The organism is Roseivirga echinicomitans, from assembly GCF_001592935.1.
Classification (GTDB): Bacteria; Bacteroidota; Bacteroidia; order Cytophagales; family Cyclobacteriaceae; genus Roseivirga; species Roseivirga echinicomitans.
The window spans coordinates 709,261-727,377 of record NZ_LRDB01000001.1 but is presented as its reverse complement, the minus strand read 5'-3'; the positions used below and the strand labels follow the sequence as shown (position 1 = coordinate 727,377).

The 18,117-nt window shown below is 39.5% G+C and carries 16 protein-coding genes; 5 read left to right on the top strand and 11 right to left on the bottom strand.

Annotated elements, in window-relative coordinates:
• Positions 1–6: 6 nt before the first annotated feature.
• The 5 genes from atpF to AWN68_RS19275 all read right to left on the bottom strand — a co-directional run bounded on the left by atpF (position 7) and on the right by AWN68_RS19275 (position 2,549).
• The gene (gene atpF / locus AWN68_RS03075) at positions 7–501 is read right to left on the bottom strand and encodes a F0F1 ATP synthase subunit B (RefSeq protein WP_068411248.1); all 495 of its coding nucleotides are present in this window, start codon (positions 499–501) and stop codon (positions 7–9) included.
• A 74-nt stretch (positions 502–575) separates the two neighbouring features.
• A complete protein-coding gene (atpE, locus tag AWN68_RS03070) occupies positions 576–836 on the bottom strand; it encodes an ATP synthase F0 subunit C (protein ID WP_068411247.1) in 261 nt (86 codons plus the stop codon).
• Between the two features lie 35 nt (positions 837–871).
• Positions 872–1,909, bottom strand: a complete 1,038-nt coding sequence (gene atpB / locus AWN68_RS03065; RefSeq protein ID WP_245657926.1) for a F0F1 ATP synthase subunit A — start codon at positions 1,907–1,909, stop codon at positions 872–874.
• Between the two features lie 12 nt (positions 1,910–1,921).
• Positions 1,922–2,305: a hypothetical protein gene (locus AWN68_RS03060; protein WP_157716052.1), complete on the bottom strand. Its 384-nt coding sequence runs from the start codon at positions 2,303–2,305 to the stop codon at positions 1,922–1,924.
• Positions 2,306–2,342: 37 nt separating this feature from the next.
• On the bottom strand, positions 2,343–2,549 hold the full coding sequence (locus AWN68_RS19275; protein WP_068411242.1) for an AtpZ/AtpI family protein: 207 nt from the start codon (positions 2,547–2,549) through the stop codon (positions 2,343–2,345).
• Positions 2,550–2,741: 192 nt separating this feature from the next.
• Here AWN68_RS19275 and AWN68_RS03050 point away from each other — a divergent pair, with 192 nt between their 5' ends.
• On the top strand, positions 2,742–3,905 hold the full coding sequence (locus AWN68_RS03050) for a DUF4221 family protein (protein WP_068411239.1): 1,164 nt from the start codon (positions 2,742–2,744) through the stop codon (positions 3,903–3,905).
• A 60-nt stretch (positions 3,906–3,965) separates the two neighbouring features.
• Positions 3,966–5,153: a 6-bladed beta-propeller gene (locus tag AWN68_RS03045; protein WP_068411237.1), complete on the top strand. Its 1,188-nt coding sequence runs from the start codon at positions 3,966–3,968 to the stop codon at positions 5,151–5,153.
• Positions 5,154–5,156: 3 nt separating this feature from the next.
• Here AWN68_RS03045 and AWN68_RS03040 read toward each other — a convergent pair whose 3' ends face one another.
• Positions 5,157–5,582 (bottom strand): bactofilin family protein, encoded by a 426-nt coding sequence (locus AWN68_RS03040; protein WP_068411234.1) that lies wholly within the window; start codon positions 5,580–5,582, stop codon positions 5,157–5,159.
• A 27-nt stretch (positions 5,583–5,609) separates the two neighbouring features.
• A complete protein-coding gene (locus AWN68_RS03035) occupies positions 5,610–6,467 on the bottom strand; it encodes a M23 family metallopeptidase (protein ID WP_245657925.1) in 858 nt (285 codons plus the stop codon).
• A gap of 105 nt (positions 6,468–6,572) precedes the next feature.
• Here AWN68_RS03035 and porW point away from each other — a divergent pair, with 105 nt between their 5' ends.
• Genes porW through uvrC form a run of 3 tightly spaced genes read left to right on the top strand, consistent with a single transcriptional unit; the run spans position 6,573 to position 13,287 of the window.
• Complete coding sequence (gene porW / locus AWN68_RS03030) at positions 6,573–9,143, top strand: type IX secretion system periplasmic lipoprotein PorW/SprE (RefSeq protein WP_157716051.1); 2,571 nt, start codon at positions 6,573–6,575, stop codon at positions 9,141–9,143.
• A 2-nt stretch (positions 9,144–9,145) separates the two neighbouring features.
• Positions 9,146–11,473 (top strand): transglycosylase domain-containing protein, encoded by a 2,328-nt coding sequence (locus AWN68_RS03025; protein WP_068411229.1) that lies wholly within the window; start codon positions 9,146–9,148, stop codon positions 11,471–11,473.
• An 8-nt stretch (positions 11,474–11,481) separates the two neighbouring features.
• Positions 11,482–13,287, top strand: a complete 1,806-nt coding sequence (uvrC, locus tag AWN68_RS03020; protein WP_068411228.1) for an excinuclease ABC subunit UvrC — start codon at positions 11,482–11,484, stop codon at positions 13,285–13,287.
• A 36-nt stretch (positions 13,288–13,323) separates the two neighbouring features.
• Here the strand turns inward: uvrC and AWN68_RS03015 are convergent, their stop codons facing one another.
• The 4 genes from AWN68_RS03015 to AWN68_RS03000 all read right to left on the bottom strand — a co-directional run bounded on the left by AWN68_RS03015 (position 13,324) and on the right by AWN68_RS03000 (position 18,024).
• On the bottom strand, positions 13,324–14,286 hold the full coding sequence (locus tag AWN68_RS03015; RefSeq protein WP_157716050.1) for a hypothetical protein: 963 nt from the start codon (positions 14,284–14,286) through the stop codon (positions 13,324–13,326).
• Between the two features lie 6 nt (positions 14,287–14,292).
• A complete protein-coding gene (gene porM / locus AWN68_RS03010; protein ID WP_068411224.1) occupies positions 14,293–15,897 on the bottom strand; it encodes a type IX secretion system motor protein PorM/GldM in 1,605 nt (534 codons plus the stop codon).
• 11 nt (positions 15,898–15,908) lie between these two features.
• Positions 15,909–16,679 (bottom strand): type IX secretion system motor protein PorL/GldL, encoded by a 771-nt coding sequence (gene porL / locus AWN68_RS03005; protein WP_245657924.1) that lies wholly within the window; start codon positions 16,677–16,679, stop codon positions 15,909–15,911.
• A gap of 82 nt (positions 16,680–16,761) precedes the next feature.
• Entirely contained in the window at positions 16,762–18,024 is a 1,263-nt protein-coding gene (locus AWN68_RS03000) for an SUMF1/EgtB/PvdO family nonheme iron enzyme (protein WP_157716049.1), read from the bottom strand.
• Between the last annotated feature and the right edge of the window lie 93 nt (positions 18,025–18,117).

Below are 18,117 nucleotides of genomic sequence, written 5' to 3'. Positions count from 1 at the left end.
TTATACCTAATTAAGGTTCAAATCTTTTACAAGGCCATCGATGAGCTCTTTTTGAGCACTCTGATCGGCCAATTCTTTTCTTAACAGCTTTTCTGTTATCTCTAGAGAAAGACGAGCTACTAAAACCTTCACATCGGTTAAAGCCGCTTTTTTCTCATTTTCGATTACTGCTTTAGCATCTTCAATCATTCTAGCAGTGATCTTAGAAGTTTCTGTTTTGGCTTCTTCTTTAATCGTAGATGCCACAGTAAGAGCTTCTTTTAAAATACTATCTCTTTCAGCTCTTGCCTCTTTTAATAGTTTTTCATTATCTGCCTGAAGCGCCTGCATTTCATTTTTTGCTTGTTCAGCAGCAAGTAATGCGCTCTCGATAGTTTCTTCTCTTTCTTTTAAGCCAGCTAAAATTGGTTTCCAAGCAAATTTGCCCAAAACAAATAATAGAATGACAAAGCCTACCAATTGGTAGATTAATAATCCTGAATCTGGTAGTAATAAATCCATATCGCTTTTTGTTAAAATTAAACTCAGGCTGTGCCTAACGCACAAGCCTGAATTCATTAATTCAATTACCTAAATTAAAGAGCACCAGTGATATCAGCGTTGTTAGCCAACAAGAAACACACTACTACACCAAACAAGGCGATTACTTCAATAAGGGCAGCGATGATCAACATCCCTGACTGCAATTTACCAGCAGCTTCAGGTTGTCTAGCCATACCTTCCATAGCAGAAGCACCAATTTTTCCAATACCAAGACCTGCGCCTATTGCAACAAGACCAGCACCAATACCAGCTCCCATAAGGGCATAACCAGCAGTTAATAAAATAGCGAACATAATTTGTCTATTAATATATGAAACAAAGATTCTAATTAATGATGTCCATCATCAACGGCTTGGCCGATGTACATAGATGAGAACAAGGTAAACACGTAGGCCTGAATTAAGGCAACTACAATTTCAATGATCAAAATGACAGTAGAGAATAGTGTTCCCACCACACCAACTGCAACACTTTGAAGTATAAAGCCCAAACCTACAATACTCAACACAACGATGTGACCAGCTGTAATACTAGCAAACAAACGAAGCATCAATGAAATAGGCTTAGTGAAAATTCCGATAATTTCTACAATAAGGATTACTGGGCGAACAGGAAGCGGAACGCCTGGTGTCCACAAAATGTGCATCCAATAAGCTTTTCTTCCATTCACATTGGTAATGATGAATGTGATCAAGGCCAAAGTCATGGTGACAGCAATATTACCCGTAAGGTTAGCTGCACCTGGCGTTAAGCCCAATAAGTTGTTGAAAAGAATGAAGAAAAATAGGGTCAATAAATAAGGCATAAAGCGCTCATATTTATGACCAATATTAGTTTTAGCGATATCGTCTCTTACGAAAACGATGATAGGCTCAAAAAACGACTGAATACCTTTTGGCGCTGAAACACCTTTTTTGTAGCGCTTTGCTACGGTAATGAAAACCAACGATAGAACAACAATACTTATAATAAGTGATGCTACGTTTTTGGTAATCGATAAATCCATGAATTCGGCTTGGTTGGTAGAGTGAAGCTTTCCGTGCTCTAGCATGTAACCATCTACTTCAATTGGATTGTGATCTGCATCCACAAAGGCAGATGACATGTGAACTTTGATACCCTCTTCGTAATCATAAATAATTACGGGTAGAGGAATGGTAACGTGGGTATGACCTAAGGTAATTAAATGCCATTCGTGGGCGTCAGTAATGTGGTGCATGATAAAATCAGTGCCACCTGCCGCTTTCTCCTCTCCATCGCTATCGCTAGAGGCTCTCAAATTATTTAAACCTGAAACACTAAAAAGAGCCATTAAGAGGCTAATCATCAGTATTTTGGAAGTATTCATCTTTGGTAGTCTCATCATGGTTTTTAACCCCTATCCTGAAATTTGGCGCAAGTTAGACAGAATGGTATATATTTCAAACACTAGATAGAATAAATAGACCACGAAAAAATCCGCCACCCATATTATTTGATCTTCAACTCCCCTAAAAAGAACGATGCCTATAAAGACCATGCTGAATATTAGCCTTAAAACTGTGGTTCCTAAAAAAAGATTAGTGCGACTCTGTGGGTCTAAGTTTTTAACTCCCCAGTGGCTCATTCCAACAATAATCAACCCCAGTACAGCCGAGAAAATAAGAATCGGCCAGATTTGGGCATGAATAAAGCTTTCAGAACCTTCGATTTGTTGTAGCCCCAAAACTAAGGCTGCAATCACCCCAGAAAATATTAAAGTTTGGGCAATTTGTTTATTCAACTTTTGCATGGCCACAAATTTAGGCCAAAGAATTGGCTTAGTTGTCTTTCGGTAAAGATTTAAATAACATATAAAAGGCTCCGAATGCCCCAATGAAGATCATGATAATAATGTAAAGTGATTTACCACTGTTCCACCATTCATCCATTTTAAACCCTAACCAGCCGCATAGGCCAATAGTCACAAACATTTGAATGCCCAGTTGCGAGTATTTGAGATATGTATTAGTTTTTTTAAGCGCCATAGTAAAATCGAATATAGAGGATTTCTGCTTCTGTTACATCAGTCTTGTAATATAGAACCAACACAAGACCAAATGGTTGAAACTTATCTACGGCTCTTTTTTTAATAACATGTCCCGTCCTGAAATAGCGTTACATAAAAAGTAATGCTACAGTTGTTTGAACTAAAGAAATCGTTGATTATTTTTAGCACTATGAATAAATTTCATAAAAACTATTTCTCCTTTTTTACTGCCGTTTTTTTTGCCTTATTTTTAGTCTCATGCAATGGTGATAAACAGCCTGCCACCTTCGATATACCAGATGCTGATTTTACCGTTGAGGCCATAAAAACAGGGATGCTTAAAATTCCTTTGGACTCTATGTCATCAAACAAGCCCGTTGCCTTTCAAGCTTATAATAAGAAAGGAACTGACTACTTCACTTTTCTCAATCACTTTAACAATAGTATTTATTATTACAACTTAAAGACCCAAACCTACGATTCAATTCAGCAGTTCCCTGAGCAAGGCCCTAATGGATTAGGTAAATTCGACAGTACAATTGAGTATGAGTTTTTGGGAGACTCCATTATGTTCTACTCTCGCAGTACACTCCAGATAACGATTGTTAATAACAAGAAGGATGTCGTTTTCAAATATAATTTTGGCAAAGAAGGGAAAACGGCACCTTATGGAATGACTAGGGGTTGGGCTTTTAGAACGAGCACCGGATTCAATTTCAGTTCAGTTGCCCAAACACCTTATATAAAGCTTATTAACCTGCCTGATTCTCTAGAGTTTGACTTCTCATTAAAAACACTAGAGGTTAAGAAAAAACATAGCCCTCTACCTACCGCCTACAAAGGTGAAATGTGGATGTTGGAGCAGTTACGCTACCATAGGGCGGAAAACGAAAAGTACAGGGCATATAGCTACCCCATCGACCCCTACGTTCAGATTCGAAAGCCGGACGGTAGTTTTATTAGTAAGTACTTTGGAAGTAAAATAGTAAAGCCAATTGTTCCGATAGCATCTATCCAAATAGCTATGGATATGGAAACAAGTGGCAAGTATTATTTCGGTCAAGGGCGGTACGGGCAAATATATTATGACCCATATAGAAAAGTGTTTTTAAGGGCTGGGTATTCTGGAATGAACGAAAATGAAATTGACATTAATAATCCATTTGGAGATACAACAACCTTTGACAAAGTGTTTGTAATAGGTGATGACGAGCTAAATGTAAAAGGCGAATTGAAAAATAACCGAATGGTTGAGTCCTTTGTTTTTTTTCAAAAAAACGGAATCTATGTTTTGGTTGACACAGACGATGAAGATCACTTGACTTTTGACATTTATGATATTGTAGAACGGTAATCCGTTTGAAAAACAAATAAGAATCCATTTTCAAAAGCTTTGTGTAAATGCCGCGGACTAATGATTTATAATTTCAAATTCCTTTATTTCGTGCTGATTGTGCTGCTAATCACCGCCTGCAATGGCCATAAGGAAGCATCGTCTATTAAGGAAGCATTGTCTATTTCTGAATCGACCAATGAGGCTTATGCCAGTTACAACATAGAAGCGCATAGCGAAGCAGTTCCTATTTACGGCATAATCGATACGGCAGAATTACTCCTTCTTGAGCAAACTAAAGATACTGAACTGCCGCTCATTCGCTTTTTCAATATTTGGGACAAGAGCATAGTAGTGTCAACCTTCGGGTATGGGGATATTCACCTTTTTGACTCCCATGGAAACTTGATACGAAACTTTAAAAGAATGGGAGACTCCGCTCAGGATTATCATGCACTATGGTATTCTTGGTTAGACGGACAACAGTTAGCCGTCTATGATGCTCAAAACAGACGAGTAAATTATTATAATCCGGATGCTGATTTTGTTAAAACCGTCCCCATTAACTACCCAACAACGGGTCTTTATTCATTTAACAATCATTTCTTTTTTGATACCAGTGATCGATTATATGAAGAAAAAGAAGCAATTAATATTGTGGTTCTAAACAATGAACTAGAGTATGAGTCTGGCTTATTACCCTATGAGACCCCTGAGCCTTTCAGAACGAATTGGGGGCCAAATAACTTTGAGCCTTACAGCGAAACCATCCTATACCAAGACCCAATGAATAATACTATGTTTCAATGGAATAGGGTAACACAAAGTTTCGATTCGTTATTTACAATTGATTTGGGCGAGGATTGGGTTTGGGACAACGAAGACTATTATGGGGACAAAGCACTTGCTAAGCAAGTGAAAGACAGTGGCGAAAAAGTAATCAGGATGAAGAATACTGTAGGCGAAAACTACATTTTCTTGCGCTTTGAGCAGTTCGGAAGCTTTCATTCCATACTCATTGACAGAAAAAACGGAAAGTATCAGAAGCTCACTTCAAACCAAGGCATTTTAGAAGATAGGACTTTCGTTCCCTTAAAATGGCTTGGAGACAAGCTAGTGTTTACGATCGAAGCTGATAAGATTGACGGTTTCATCCAAGATTTACCAGAAGGGGTTCTTTCTTACAAGTCGGCCAGCACAGATATTTCTGCCAATAAAAGCGCAGCACTATTATGGCTTTCCTTTAAAAATAGTGATGAATGGAAATAAAAACTAAGCCCTTTTAATCGCTGCTTCTCTGGTCTGACTTAATGGCTTACCAATTTCAATTTCTTTGGCTAAATGCCCCATTTTACAGCCTCCATTAAAAGTAGCACCAGGCTCTACTACCAATTTGTTGGTGAGTATATCACCATTGATTACTGCGGTGGGCTTTAATATGAGCAATTCGGAAATTTCAATGTTGCCTTTAATCGTTCCGGCAATTTCAGCCGTACGGGCCGTTACATTACCATCCAGTATGGCGTCTACGCCCATCACCAATTTGGCTTTAGCTTTGGCGTGACCAAATATTTTGCCCTCGATTCTTATATTACCGATAGACTCTATACTGCCTTCGAGTGTCGTGTCTTTACCAATAATATTACTGGTATTGCTTTGTTCTTCGGTAGCTCTCTTTTCTTCCTTAGATGTAAACATATTATATAATAGTTGAGTTGGGAGGGTCTAAAATACGATGAAATCTTCAGGATTCACAGCACTTCCATTATACCAAAGTTCAAAATGCAAATGTGGGCCATTTGTCAACTCCCCAGTATTTCCGATGATGGCCAAAATTTCACCTGCACTAATGAAATTGCCAACTTCTTTAGTGAGGGCAGAATTATGTTTGTAAACTGAAATCAAATTTTCTTTGTGCTGAACGGCTATCACATTACCAGCATCTTGTGTCCATGAGGCAAATATGACGGTTCCGTCCGCTATGCATTTTACTGGTTCGTCTTTCTTTGAAACCACATCAATTCCAAAATGCTCGTTTCTTGGGTCGAAAGATTGAGAAACATAACCACTGATAGGTGAAAATAAATAGGTCTGCCTCAACTCCATGTTATCCATATTTCGACCTAGAAGAAAATCACCTCCTGTTTCAAATTCAGATTTAAAGAGTGAGTCAATTTCTTGAGAATTAGGATCCCTTGTAAGCTGAACTGATTCAGAACTTGTTTCTGCAAGCTCTTCATTTTCGATTGCTTGATCCCCATCCAAAACGCGCTTCATGCTCTGAATAAAGAGATCTCTATTTTCTAGTTCTGTGGCCAATGAATCCAGCGATAGGCTCATGGTTACCAAATCCTTTCTGGTTTCTCTTTCGGCATGCGTAGGATCAAACCACTGGGCCAAAAGCGTATTTACAAGATAAAAACTAATTACAAAAACTATAATTAATGCGAGAAGACTAAAAAAGACGATCCTTGCATAAGTAAAATTGTAGGTCGCCTTATGAGAAAAGTCTTCCTCATTCTGAATAATCAGGATATGCCTGTTATTCAACCAGTTCGAGAGTGTTTTTTTATTCTTCGCCACGGTTATTTTCTAAGGGAAACAAAAATATAGATTAATAGATAATCCACTTCCTTTATTTGTATTAATTAAGATTTAATTTCGTTCCTTAATCGGGTAAACGAGATTTTGAGATTTAGATTTTTACATATCGCCAGATTTTTTGGTCTGCTGGCCATTACTTCGCTCTTCATAGGCTGCAATTCCAAAGGGTATCAGAACATGAACGCTCGGTACAACGGATACTTCTATGCTGACCAATATTTAAATGAAGTCAACCAGCAAATTGAAGATTCATACCAGTATAATTACGATCAAGTACTAAAAATCTATCCTGATATTGATTCAAGTATCATAAAGAGCAACAAGGCTAAACTAGACGATGCATTTAAAAAAGCTTCTCAAGTTATTGAGTGGTACGGAACAAGCGACTGGACGGATGATAATTATCTGATTATTGGTAAAATTCGTCACCTCAGGGCCGAGTTTCAGTTTGCTATTGAAACCCTTCAGTATATTAATCAAACCAGCGAAGACGATCCAACAAGGCATGCCTCGCTGATTGCCTTAATGCAAACCTACATGGATGCTGGCGATAAGGATAAAGCCAAAGAGGTTTCTAATTACTTAGAAACGGAGGAGTTGAATGATGAAAACATGGCCAATTATAAGGTGATGTTGGCGTATTACTATCAACGTGAGCAAGACTATGAAGCCATGGCCACGAACCTCAAAGAGGTGGCGGAAGTGATTACCAAAAAAGATACTAAGTCTAGAATCAACTTTATTCTAGGCCAAATAGAACAAGAAAAGGGTCAAAATACCGAAGCCTATAAATACTATAAAGCCTCTCTCGAAGGCACTCCACCCTATGACCTTACTTTCCATGCAAAGCTGAATATGCAGCAGGTAAGTCAAGTAAATGGCACAGCAGAAATAGAAAGGGTGAGAAAGTTTTACGCTCAGCTTTTAAAGGATGGGAAAAACAAAGAGTACCAAGGCAAGATCTATTACGAAATGGGTGAATTCGAAAAGAAGCAGACCCATTATGACCTGGCCATTGGCAACTACTTGCAAGCGGTAGCGGTTGAAGAGCCTTCGCCCCGACAGCAATCACTTTCTTATTTAAGGATTGGTCAGCTCTATTTTGATATCTATGAGAAATTCGAACTGTCCAGCAATTATTATGACAGTGCGGTTTCCATAATGCCGTCTGATATTGATGGTTACCCAATCCATGTAAAACGAAAAGAAGTACTCAACAATTTTGTAACCCAGCTCAAAACCATTCAGGTGAATGACAGTCTGCTTTCTTTGGCAGAACTACCAGCGATATCATTAGATGCTTTCCTTGATAACTACTTGAACCAACAAGAAAAAGAGGCTAAAGCACGTGAGAAAGAAGAAAGACAAAATGCAGTTTCAACAGGCTCCGTTATCTCCCCTTCTAGCGGAGGTGGTTTTACTTCGACTACGTCTTCAAGTGATTGGTATTACTACAACGATGCGGCAGTAGAGCTTGGAACAATAGAATTTCAAAGACGTTGGGGCAATAGAAAACTAGAAGACAACTGGAGGCGTTCTTCAAAAGAGGCTTCTTCCACTACGGAAACATCGACCGAAGTCGGTATTACGGATGACGCAACTGAAAAACCAGAAGAAGCCGCGCCAGCCGATGAAGGAAGGGCAGCAAAGAAAAAAGAACTACTGGCTACTATTCCTACCACACCAGACGCAAAGGACCAACTGCACTTAGAAATTCAGGAAGCTTATTTTAAGTTAGGTGCTGTATATAGGTTTGGACTGGAAAAAGACACCAAGGCAGCAACCAGTTACAAAACGCTTGTCCAAAAATACCCTGATACAGGGTATAAACTCGAGGCTCTTTATGCATTGTATACACTTTACCTTGAAACTGATGCAAACCAAGCCGAAGGTTATAAGCAACAAATCATTGACGCTTTCCCTGAATCGTTGATTGCCAAAACACTGATCAACCCAAATTACTTGGCTGAAAAGGAAGCACGCAACAAAGCATTGCAAAAAGTATATGCCTCTGCTTATGAAGCCTATGAAAATGGAGAGTATGTAAAATCAGATCAGATTTTACGGGGTGCTTTACAATCCTTTGAAGATGTTGACTTTCTACCCACTGTAGAATTGCTTTCGGCCATATTAAAAGCCAAAACGGAAAACTTATTTTCGTATGAAGAAGCCCTAAAAACCTTTGTATCCAAATACCCAGAAGGCCGTTTGACCAATTACGCCAAGGACCTGTTGATAGCAGTTAACCCAATAAAGGAAACCATCGTAAGGAGTGATGACTTTGAATACAGCGAAGACCTTAAACAACTTCACCTTTTAGCGATTGTATATAACAGTGAGGTAACAAAGACTACTGATTTAAAAGCTGCAATTGAGAATTTCAATAAAAATTCATTCTCTCATTTAAAACTAAGCGTGGGACAATTGGAGTTTGATGAGAGTAAAAAGCTGGGCATTGTGTTTATCAATTCTTTTGAAGACAAAAAAACGGTCGAGGCTTATCATAGAGCCTTCAAAAAAGCTTTAACAAACTTCACAATAGAAGTCGATTCAAATTTTAATAATTTTGCAATATCACGAGATAACTTTCAGATGCTCTTTCAAACCAAAGAGTTAGAGGCTTACCTCAGATTTCATAATACATTCTATCAATAGACATGGCCAAGGAAGAGAAGAAAGGTGACAAAAAAATATTCAAAAAATTAACGATACTCCTTTGGGTGGGCTTCGTTTTAGTTTTTGTGGGCTTCCCGGTATACATCTGGGCGGTAAGCAGCAATACAGGCCAATTATTTGGAGAACTCCCCAGTTATAGCCAACTAGAAAACCCGGAGCAAAATCTAAGCTCATTGCTTTTTAGTGCCGATGATGAAATTCTTGGTGCTTATTATAGAGATAACCGGAAGCCAGTTACCTATGACCAACTGGGTCCTAACTTGATCAATGCGCTAAAAGCTACCGAAGATATTCGCTTCAACAACCATTCAGGAATTGACCTACGCAGTATGTTGAGGGCGGCTTTCGGGGTGATTACCTTCAACCCACAAGGAGGAGGAAGTACGGTAACTCAACAGTTGGCTAAAAACTTATTTGATACACGTGTTATTGAAGAAGATGAAAAAGGAAAGTTAGAAGGCATTAATGGTTTGTTAGACCAACTTATTTATAAAACCAAGGAGTGGATTTTAGCCGTTCGATTGGAGAGGTCATATACCAAAGACGAACTGATGGCTATGTATTTCAACCAAGTGAGTTTTGGAAACAACACTTTTGGAATTCAGTCTGCCGCTGAGAGTTTCTTCAACAAAAAGCCAAAACAACTCAATGTAGAAGAAGCAGCAGTACTTGTGGGTCTTCAAAAAGCAGTTACTCGTTATAATCCTTTAAGAAATCCAGAAAACTCAAAGTCGAGAAGGAATGTGGTAATGAACCAAATGGTGGAGTACGGATACCTCGACAAAGCAGCTTATGATACCTTAGCCCCTCAAGACATTGTTCTTGATTATAATGCCCAAGATCAAAACTTTGGTCCAGGCCAGTATTTTAGAGCAGAGGTACAGAAAGACCTTATTGTAATTGCCAGAGATTTAGGTTACGATTTATTTGCCGATGGCCTGAAAATATACACCACCATTGACAGCAGAATGCAGCGCTATGCCGAACAAGCAGTAGATAGCACCATGCGTCAAGTTCAAGCCAATTTCTTCAACTCATTAAAAGACGGCAACGGAAAAATGCGCGAGCCTTGGATTGATGATCAAGGTCGAGTCATTAAAGGTTTTATTGAGGGAGAACCGTTATCCAGAACCCAAAGATATAGAAGCTTGGAGAAAGAATATGGTGCTGGTTCGGACTCAATAGATTACTATTTGAATAAGAAAGTTCCGATGAAAGTATTCTCTTGGAAGGGAGATATTGATACACTTATGAGCCCAATGGACTCACTGAAGTATTACAAACACTTTTTGCAAGCAGGTTTTATGGCAGCCGATCCGCATAACGGGCAAATTAAAGCTTGGGTGGGAGGAATTGATTATGAATACTTTAAATTTGATCATGTAAGATTGGGAAAAAGGCAAGCAGGCTCATTATTTAAGCCGTTTTTATATACTACGGCCGTTGAAAAAGGATTCTCTCCTTGTTATGAGTTTGTAGATCAACCGATTACGATTCCAATTCCAGGCCAATCGAACCCTTGGGCCCCTCAGAATTCCGATAATGTTTTTACTGGTGAAAAGATGACCATGAAAACCGCCATGGCAAAATCCGTAAACTCCATATCGGCTAGGGTAATGGACATTGTAAAACCCGATAACGTTTCTAAAATGGCAGGAAGATTAGGGGTTGAATCGGAAATAGGGCCATATTATTCTATAGCGCTTGGTACGGTAGATGTTTCGGTAAAAGAAATGGTTTCGGCTTTTGGCACATTTGCGAATAAAGGAACACACATTGAAGCCCATTATGTTACCAAAATTGAAGACCGCTTTGGCAATATAATCTGGAGTAAAGTACCTGAAAAGAAAAGAGCCATTAGTGAAGATGTGGCCTACGTAATGCTAAATATGTTACAGGAAACCACCACCAACGGTTCTGGTGCTAGGCTTTGGAGAGAATACAAAATTACAGATTATAACCAAACTGAAAACTCAATTGGCTCTAAAACAGGTACAACGCAGAATGGTTCTGATGGTTGGTTTATGGCTGTAACCAAAGACTTAGTAGCTGGTGCTTGGGTAGGCGGAGATGACCGAGCGATCCACTTCCAAAACTGGGCTCAAGGGCAGGGCGCATGGACTGCACTTCCAATTGTAGGTCGCTTCTTTGAAAAGGTCTACAAGGACACTACCATTAACCTCCAGAAAGGACTTTTTGTGCGTCCAGTTAACCTTGATATGGAGATCGACTGCCAGAAGTTTCAAGACATACTCGTACCACAGGATAGCACATCTGGTTCTACGATTTATGATCCCGAAATCTACTAAACAGGTCAATGGAGGCGACCCGCTTTTCACCCCAAGAAATTTTAAAATTACCCGACAACCCGGGCGTCTATCGGTATTACAATGCTGAGGATACGCTCATCTATGTGGGGAAGGCAAAATCTCTAAAAAAGAGGGTGTCGAGTTATTTCAATAAATCAGCACAGCACAGTAAGAAGACCAGTCGTATGGTTAGCGAAATTGTAAGCATCGAAATTGTGCTCGTCAATTCCGAGTTTGATGCACTGTTGCTAGAAAATAACCTGATTAAGCAGAACCAGCCTAAGTACAACATTCTACTGAAGGATGATAAGACATTTCCTTACCTCTGTGTTTCCAATGAACGCTTTCCTAGGGTTTACAGTACGCGTAAACTGATTCCATCCCTCGGTAGATATTTCGGGCCTTTCACCAATGTAAGGGCCATGAACAATGTACTCAAACTGATCAATAGCTTGTTCACTTTGCGTACTTGCCGCTACGACTTATCTAAAGAGAATATCGCGAAGGGGAAGTTCAAAGTATGCTTAGAATACCACTTGGGCAATTGTCAGGGACCCTGCGAAGCTTTTCAAAGCGAAGAAGATTACCTCAAAGATGTTGATCAGGCATTGAACATTTTGAAAGGAAACTTGGGGCTACCTAAAAGTTACTTCAAAGAACGAATGCACGAAGCGGCTGAGCAATTACAGTTTGAAAAGGCACAAGAGTTTAAAGAAAAGCTGGAGTTGGTAGATGACTTCCATTCCAAGTCCATCATAGTAAGTCCAAAACTTACGGACGTAGATGTGTTCACGATTGTTTCTGATGAAAAATACGCCTTTGTCAATTACATCCGCATTAAAAATGGAATGATCAACCTGTCAAAAACAAATGAGATTAAGAAAAAGCTCAACGAAACAGACGAAGAAATTCTGTCGCTCCTATTGGTCGATATGCGAGATCGTTACCAGAGCATCACTAAGGAAATATTGACCAATAAGGAATTGGATTTAGGTTCTGACACATTCCAACCCGTTGTTCCGCAAATTGGAGACAAGCGCAAATTGGTAGAACTTTCATTGAAGAATTCACTGTTCGCGAAAAAAGAAAAATACCAGTCGTTGGACAATGTAAAGGACAAAGGAAACAGGGTCTTAAAGCAGCTGCAAAAAGACCTTCAATTGAAGGAATTGCCCGTCCATATCGAATGCTTTGATAACTCAAACATTCAAGGAACCAACCCTGTTGCCTCAATGGTGTGTTTCAAAATGGGACGTCCATCGAAAAAAGACTACCGCCATTTCAAAATCAAAACAGTGGTTGGCCCAGATGATTTTGCTTCAATGACAGAAGTTGTAGGCAGGCGATATAAGCGTTTGCTGGAAGAAAATCAGCCATTGCCAAAGCTCATCGTAATCGATGGAGGCAAGGGCCAACTAAGTGCTTCTTGCGAAGCCTTGAAAACCTTGGGTATTTATGGACAAATCCCCATTATTGGAATTGCCAAAAGGCTAGAGGAAATCTATTTTCCAGAGGATTCATTCCCGCTCCACATTGATAAAAAGTCAGAGTCGTTGAGGTTGATCCAAAAACTGAGAGATGAAGCCCACCGCTTTGCCATCACGTTCCATCGTGATTTACGAAGCAAAAATAGTTTCAACTTTGAGCTTGAGAATGTGAAAGGGATTGGAAGATTTACTGTGGACAAGTTGCTCAAAGAGTTTCGCACCATGAGTGGAATCGAAAAGGCGAGTTTCGAAGAACTGTCTGCGATAGCCGGAGAGAGTCGGGCAAGGCGTATTCAGATTTTTTTCCAACAAAAAAAGGAGGCATAAGCCTCCTTCCTCATTTATAATTACTTCTAACCTTTTTTAGTATTCCCAAAGGTTATGCATTGTTTCTAATAGCTGATACCTGAAATCCCTTGAAATTTCCATCAAACTTCTCTTTCCTGCTCCAATTTGAGATTCAAAGAATTGCTCCATGGCCACATCACTTGGGTTTGAGAACTTGATGATATTGGAACTAAACAATCGCATATCAAACGCATTACTCAAGCTAATCCCATAGTTTCGAGGGTTACGGGGGTTAAACCAAAATGCCCTTACATTGGACTCCTTATTGGCAAAGCTTTCACTATAAACCTTATCTAAATAGGCAACCAAGTCTTTGTATTTGATTCTTACCATTTCCTTTTCAATACCACCAGCGATATCCGATTGCGCCACTACCTTTACAGACTGAATGTCCCAAATCGGCAGAGATCTATTTCTGTCAAACATCAAATCTTCCTCAATTTCCAACATGGCAATTTGGCCCTTTGGAATGCTGTCAGGGGCCAGTTTTTCTTGCCTTTTCTGTTGTACGTATTGCTCAGGCTCTACCCCACGAGTAATGGCTTCAGTTCTCCAGCGCTCTACTTCATCCAAAGTAGCATCTTCACCCTTGGTTCCATCAATGATCACCCTGTCCGTATATGCATTTCTATCAGAGAGTAAATCTGAAGCTTCATAACCTTGCGTTAAAGGATTATAAGGAGCAATTCCTTCTCCTTCAGCAGAGTTATACCACAGGTCTATGCCTTCGAAAATGATCTCAACAATTTTAGAATGACTGGAATTCCAACCTTCATTAGACTTCTCTCTCATATCCATTTTTGACCATACCCTAATGCTGAACATTACATCCTCATTTCGGATTGGCCTAACAGAATTAATATTATACCTTCTTGAGTTTTGTACACTATCAATCGGTGCGGCTCCATTAGAATTGGCCTGACCAAAACTACTGGCACTCACTAAGAGTAAAAAACAAATTGCTGAGAGAGTTCTCATAATTAATTAATTAATATTTATTTCTTGTGCATCGCTATACTTCACCACTTCATTCTTATTGGCAAAGTTCAAGCGCGTATATTCTTCTACAATAACCCTAATCCTATCACCAGCCCTCATGTTAGATTTAAATGCCGTCAATTCGAAATCAGTTTGTGCTGCGGTTATATTAATAGTACCACTCTCACGATTATTCTTAATCAAAATTATCTTACCCTTTGATACAAAGAATCGAGCGTCATCAGGGTAGTTCTTCAGAAAATCTGGATCAGGCTCTAATACTAAGCTTACTTTATTTGGAATACCACTGTAACCCTTTTCAGCATTATAGACTTTATCGTCAACTTTAACCACAAACCTAGGTCTTGGTATAGACTTTACAGTAAAAGTCTTATCACCAATTTTGGCTCCTCCACTACTAACGCCAATAACCACATTTCTAGTGCCTATTGTTGGAATTACTACTAACTCTCCCCTTTTGGAACCTTCACGTTGTTCTGCGCCTTGCACTGTAAAACTAGGGCTGTAAGCAGGCCCTAAAGAAGGAACATTCACTTGTAAAACGTTAGCAGAGTTCTGATAAAGGTTTTGAATGGCCTCTGATTCAAACTGAATTACTGGCTCAGCTACCATAAACTCATGTACGATAGGAATGGTCTTAATCTCTCCCCCATCGTTGTATGTAATTTCTGCTTCAAATTTCTGCTTAGAAATGTTATCTACATAGTTATTTGCAGATGCTCTGAACTTGATTTTACCCCTTCCGTTTTCAACTGTTAGTTTTGACCCATTATAAGTCATAGTAGGCTCTAGTGCTGAGTTGGAAGCAGTTAAGAAAAGTTCAGCTTCAAATTCAGTACCTGCAGTAACCACGTTTGAAACGGGTAAAACAGTACCTGTAATTTGGTCAAATCCTTTTACGGCTGTTGCTCCAACTCTACCGCCTAGTAAACCTAATGCTTCCGATTCACGGGCGTAAATTTGGTTCTCATAGAAGGTCAGTTGTGCTAAAACCGCAGCCAAAGGTGTTTTGTAAAAGTTGAGGTTTGCAAAGTCTTTCCCTTTCACCTCTGTATTATCCTTATAGAAATCTATTTCGCTAGCATCTAGCGCCAATGATGACCAATTTTTGTTGATACCAATTTGAGATAAAACTGATTTCATCTCGTCATTATAGGTATCTAAACGAACTTTCATCTCATCGGCTTTCTTCTGCTCCACAAGATAATTGGAGGGCTCTTCATATTTCTTTAAAGTGCTTCGCTTATAAACCGCATCCTTATCGTTTCCGGCCGTTGCCAAGCCAACCTCTTCCTTGATCTCAGCTAGGTACTGCACAATATCCGTGGTCTTTTGGCGAACTTCTTTTGCAGCATTCACCACCGCTACATCAGTATCTTTACTTCCTTGATCTCTAGCTGCCTTGTCAATACTCGTTAAAACTTGTGCATTACTTGTTGCATACACTTGGTTTGAAGTTTCCAAGCCTGCTTCCATCAATACAAACTTTTCGAGAACTTCGTCTTTAATCTGTAAGGCCAAAAGAGCTGTCAGTACGAGATACATCATACCAATCATCTTCTGCCTTGGGGTTTCTTTACCTCCTGCCATAATAGATCAGTTTAATTTGATGATTTCATTGCTGACAACATTGCGCCATACACTTTGTTAAGTGAATTCACATTGGTATTTAGCTTGCCCATTTGAGCTTTAAATTCTTCTGCTTCTTTTGTTGCAGCAGACACTCCTGCTAAGGCAGTATCAATATTTGCATAGAAGGTTTTAATTGCTTTCACGTGCGACTGTGAATCGTTCAATTCTTCTTTGTAAACTTTGTTCAAAGCGTCTAGCTGAGTTGCTGCATTTTGAAGCTGTGTTTGGTAAGAACCTACCGAAGTTTTCAATTGAGCCTGAATTTCTCCAGCTCCTTTTGCAGATTCGGCCATTTGCGCCATTGCTGTGGCTGTCGCTGTTGTGCTTTGATTAATTTTACCTAAGCTTTCAGATGCTTTCTTCGCACTATCAGCATAAGTATTTGTGGCCGAAACAGCATTAGACATATCTGACATACCTTTCGCATTGGCAGCTAGGGCGGTCATTCCTTCACCAAATTGTTTGAGACTTTCCTTACTTACTGCAGCTTCTTTCAAAATTTTACCAAGGCTTACCTCGTCCTTGCCACTTTGAGCACTGGAGTCGGCTCCGATTGAGTTGGCCTCATATAATTTTTGTGTGTAATCTGTTGACTTTGGTTCAAAAGCACTAAAAGCAAAAATCAATGCTTCTGTACCCAAACCCACAATTAGCATTTCGCTGGCAAACGCCCAGCCTTCTAATTTGAATAGGGCTCCTATAATTACCACTGCAGCTCCTAGCCCATATATTTTGGGCATTATGTCGCTATAAAATTTCTCTGAAAATGATTTGTTAGCCATACGTGTCTGGATAAGGTTGAAGTTATTTGGTTAAATTTGGTTAATAATTGGTTCCGAAGTCATCGCCTGAACGGCCTAAGTAATCCATCGCACATCTGAAACCAATACTAGCAGATTCTACATCTCTGTATTCGTAAGTTCGTGTTCCTGTTTGCAGGTAATAAGATATATCATTCCAAGCCCCACCCCTTACTACTTTCTTACCATAGTGCGGATTGCTTGTTTCATTTTCTTTATAAAGGAATAGGGGATTCAAATCCCAAACCAAAGGATTGTATATAGGTGAAAAATCATCTAGACACCACTCGGCAACATTACCTGCCATGTTATATAAGTTGAATGAATTTGGAAGGAACGAATTAACTGGAGAAGTATATGCGTACCCATCATCATCATAGTTGCCACGACCAGGTTTAAAGTTGGCCAAGAAGCAACCGCTTTTATTCTTAGTATATGGCCCACCCCAAGGGTACTTAATGATTTCACGTCCTCCTCGAGCAGCATATTCCCATTCTGCTTCGGTTGGAAGTCTGAAATTAGGGTAACGCGCTTCAACAGGAAGTGTGCTTTTAAAAGTAGTATTGGTTTGATTTCCTTGCCCTTGATTCACTTGAGGCTGTGCTCCCAATTGACCTGGGCCGCCACCTAAACCTTGAACATCAGCAGGATCTGCGTTCTTATTCTTTCTACCTCCGAAAAGACCACCACCACCTGTGCCAAAGTAATCATCCTCACGTCCGATGTTAAAGTGCTCAGTTCTCCACTCAGCAAATTTTGCTGCAGACTCCCAGCTAATACCTACTACTGGATAGTTATCAAATGCTTGATGACTAAAGTAGTATTGGGTCATTTTATCACCCATATGATAGGCAAACTCAGTATCCCAAACATTTGGGTTTGGAGTAACATCTTGTTTTACTTGCTGAGTCCAGTACTGCTCGTTAGGATCTTGGGAAATGGTATCGATAAAGTTCAAAAACTGACGATACTCATTATTCGAAATTTCTTCTGAATCCATCAGAAATGAACTGACGGTGATTTGTCTGTTGAAATTTATTTGAGATGCAGCAACATCTTCATCGGCTTGCCCCATGAAAAAAGTACTCCCTGGAATCTGAACCATTCCGTAGGGTGTTTCTTGGATCCACCCCTCTCGATCGGGTACTCCCATTAACTGCCCACTAGCATTCATTTGTTCTACCTTACTCGAGCCTCCACCTCCTAAGAAGCCCTTAAACATAGAGCATCCAGTAGATACAGAGACAACCATTAAAATCGCAAACCCAGCGTATATTCTCCTCATTGATAGCTAATTCTTGTTTTTACTTAACTGACCGCTTGTTTATCTTATTGCCAATCAATTAAATAAAGCGCGAAAAATAGTGTTTTCTATTCA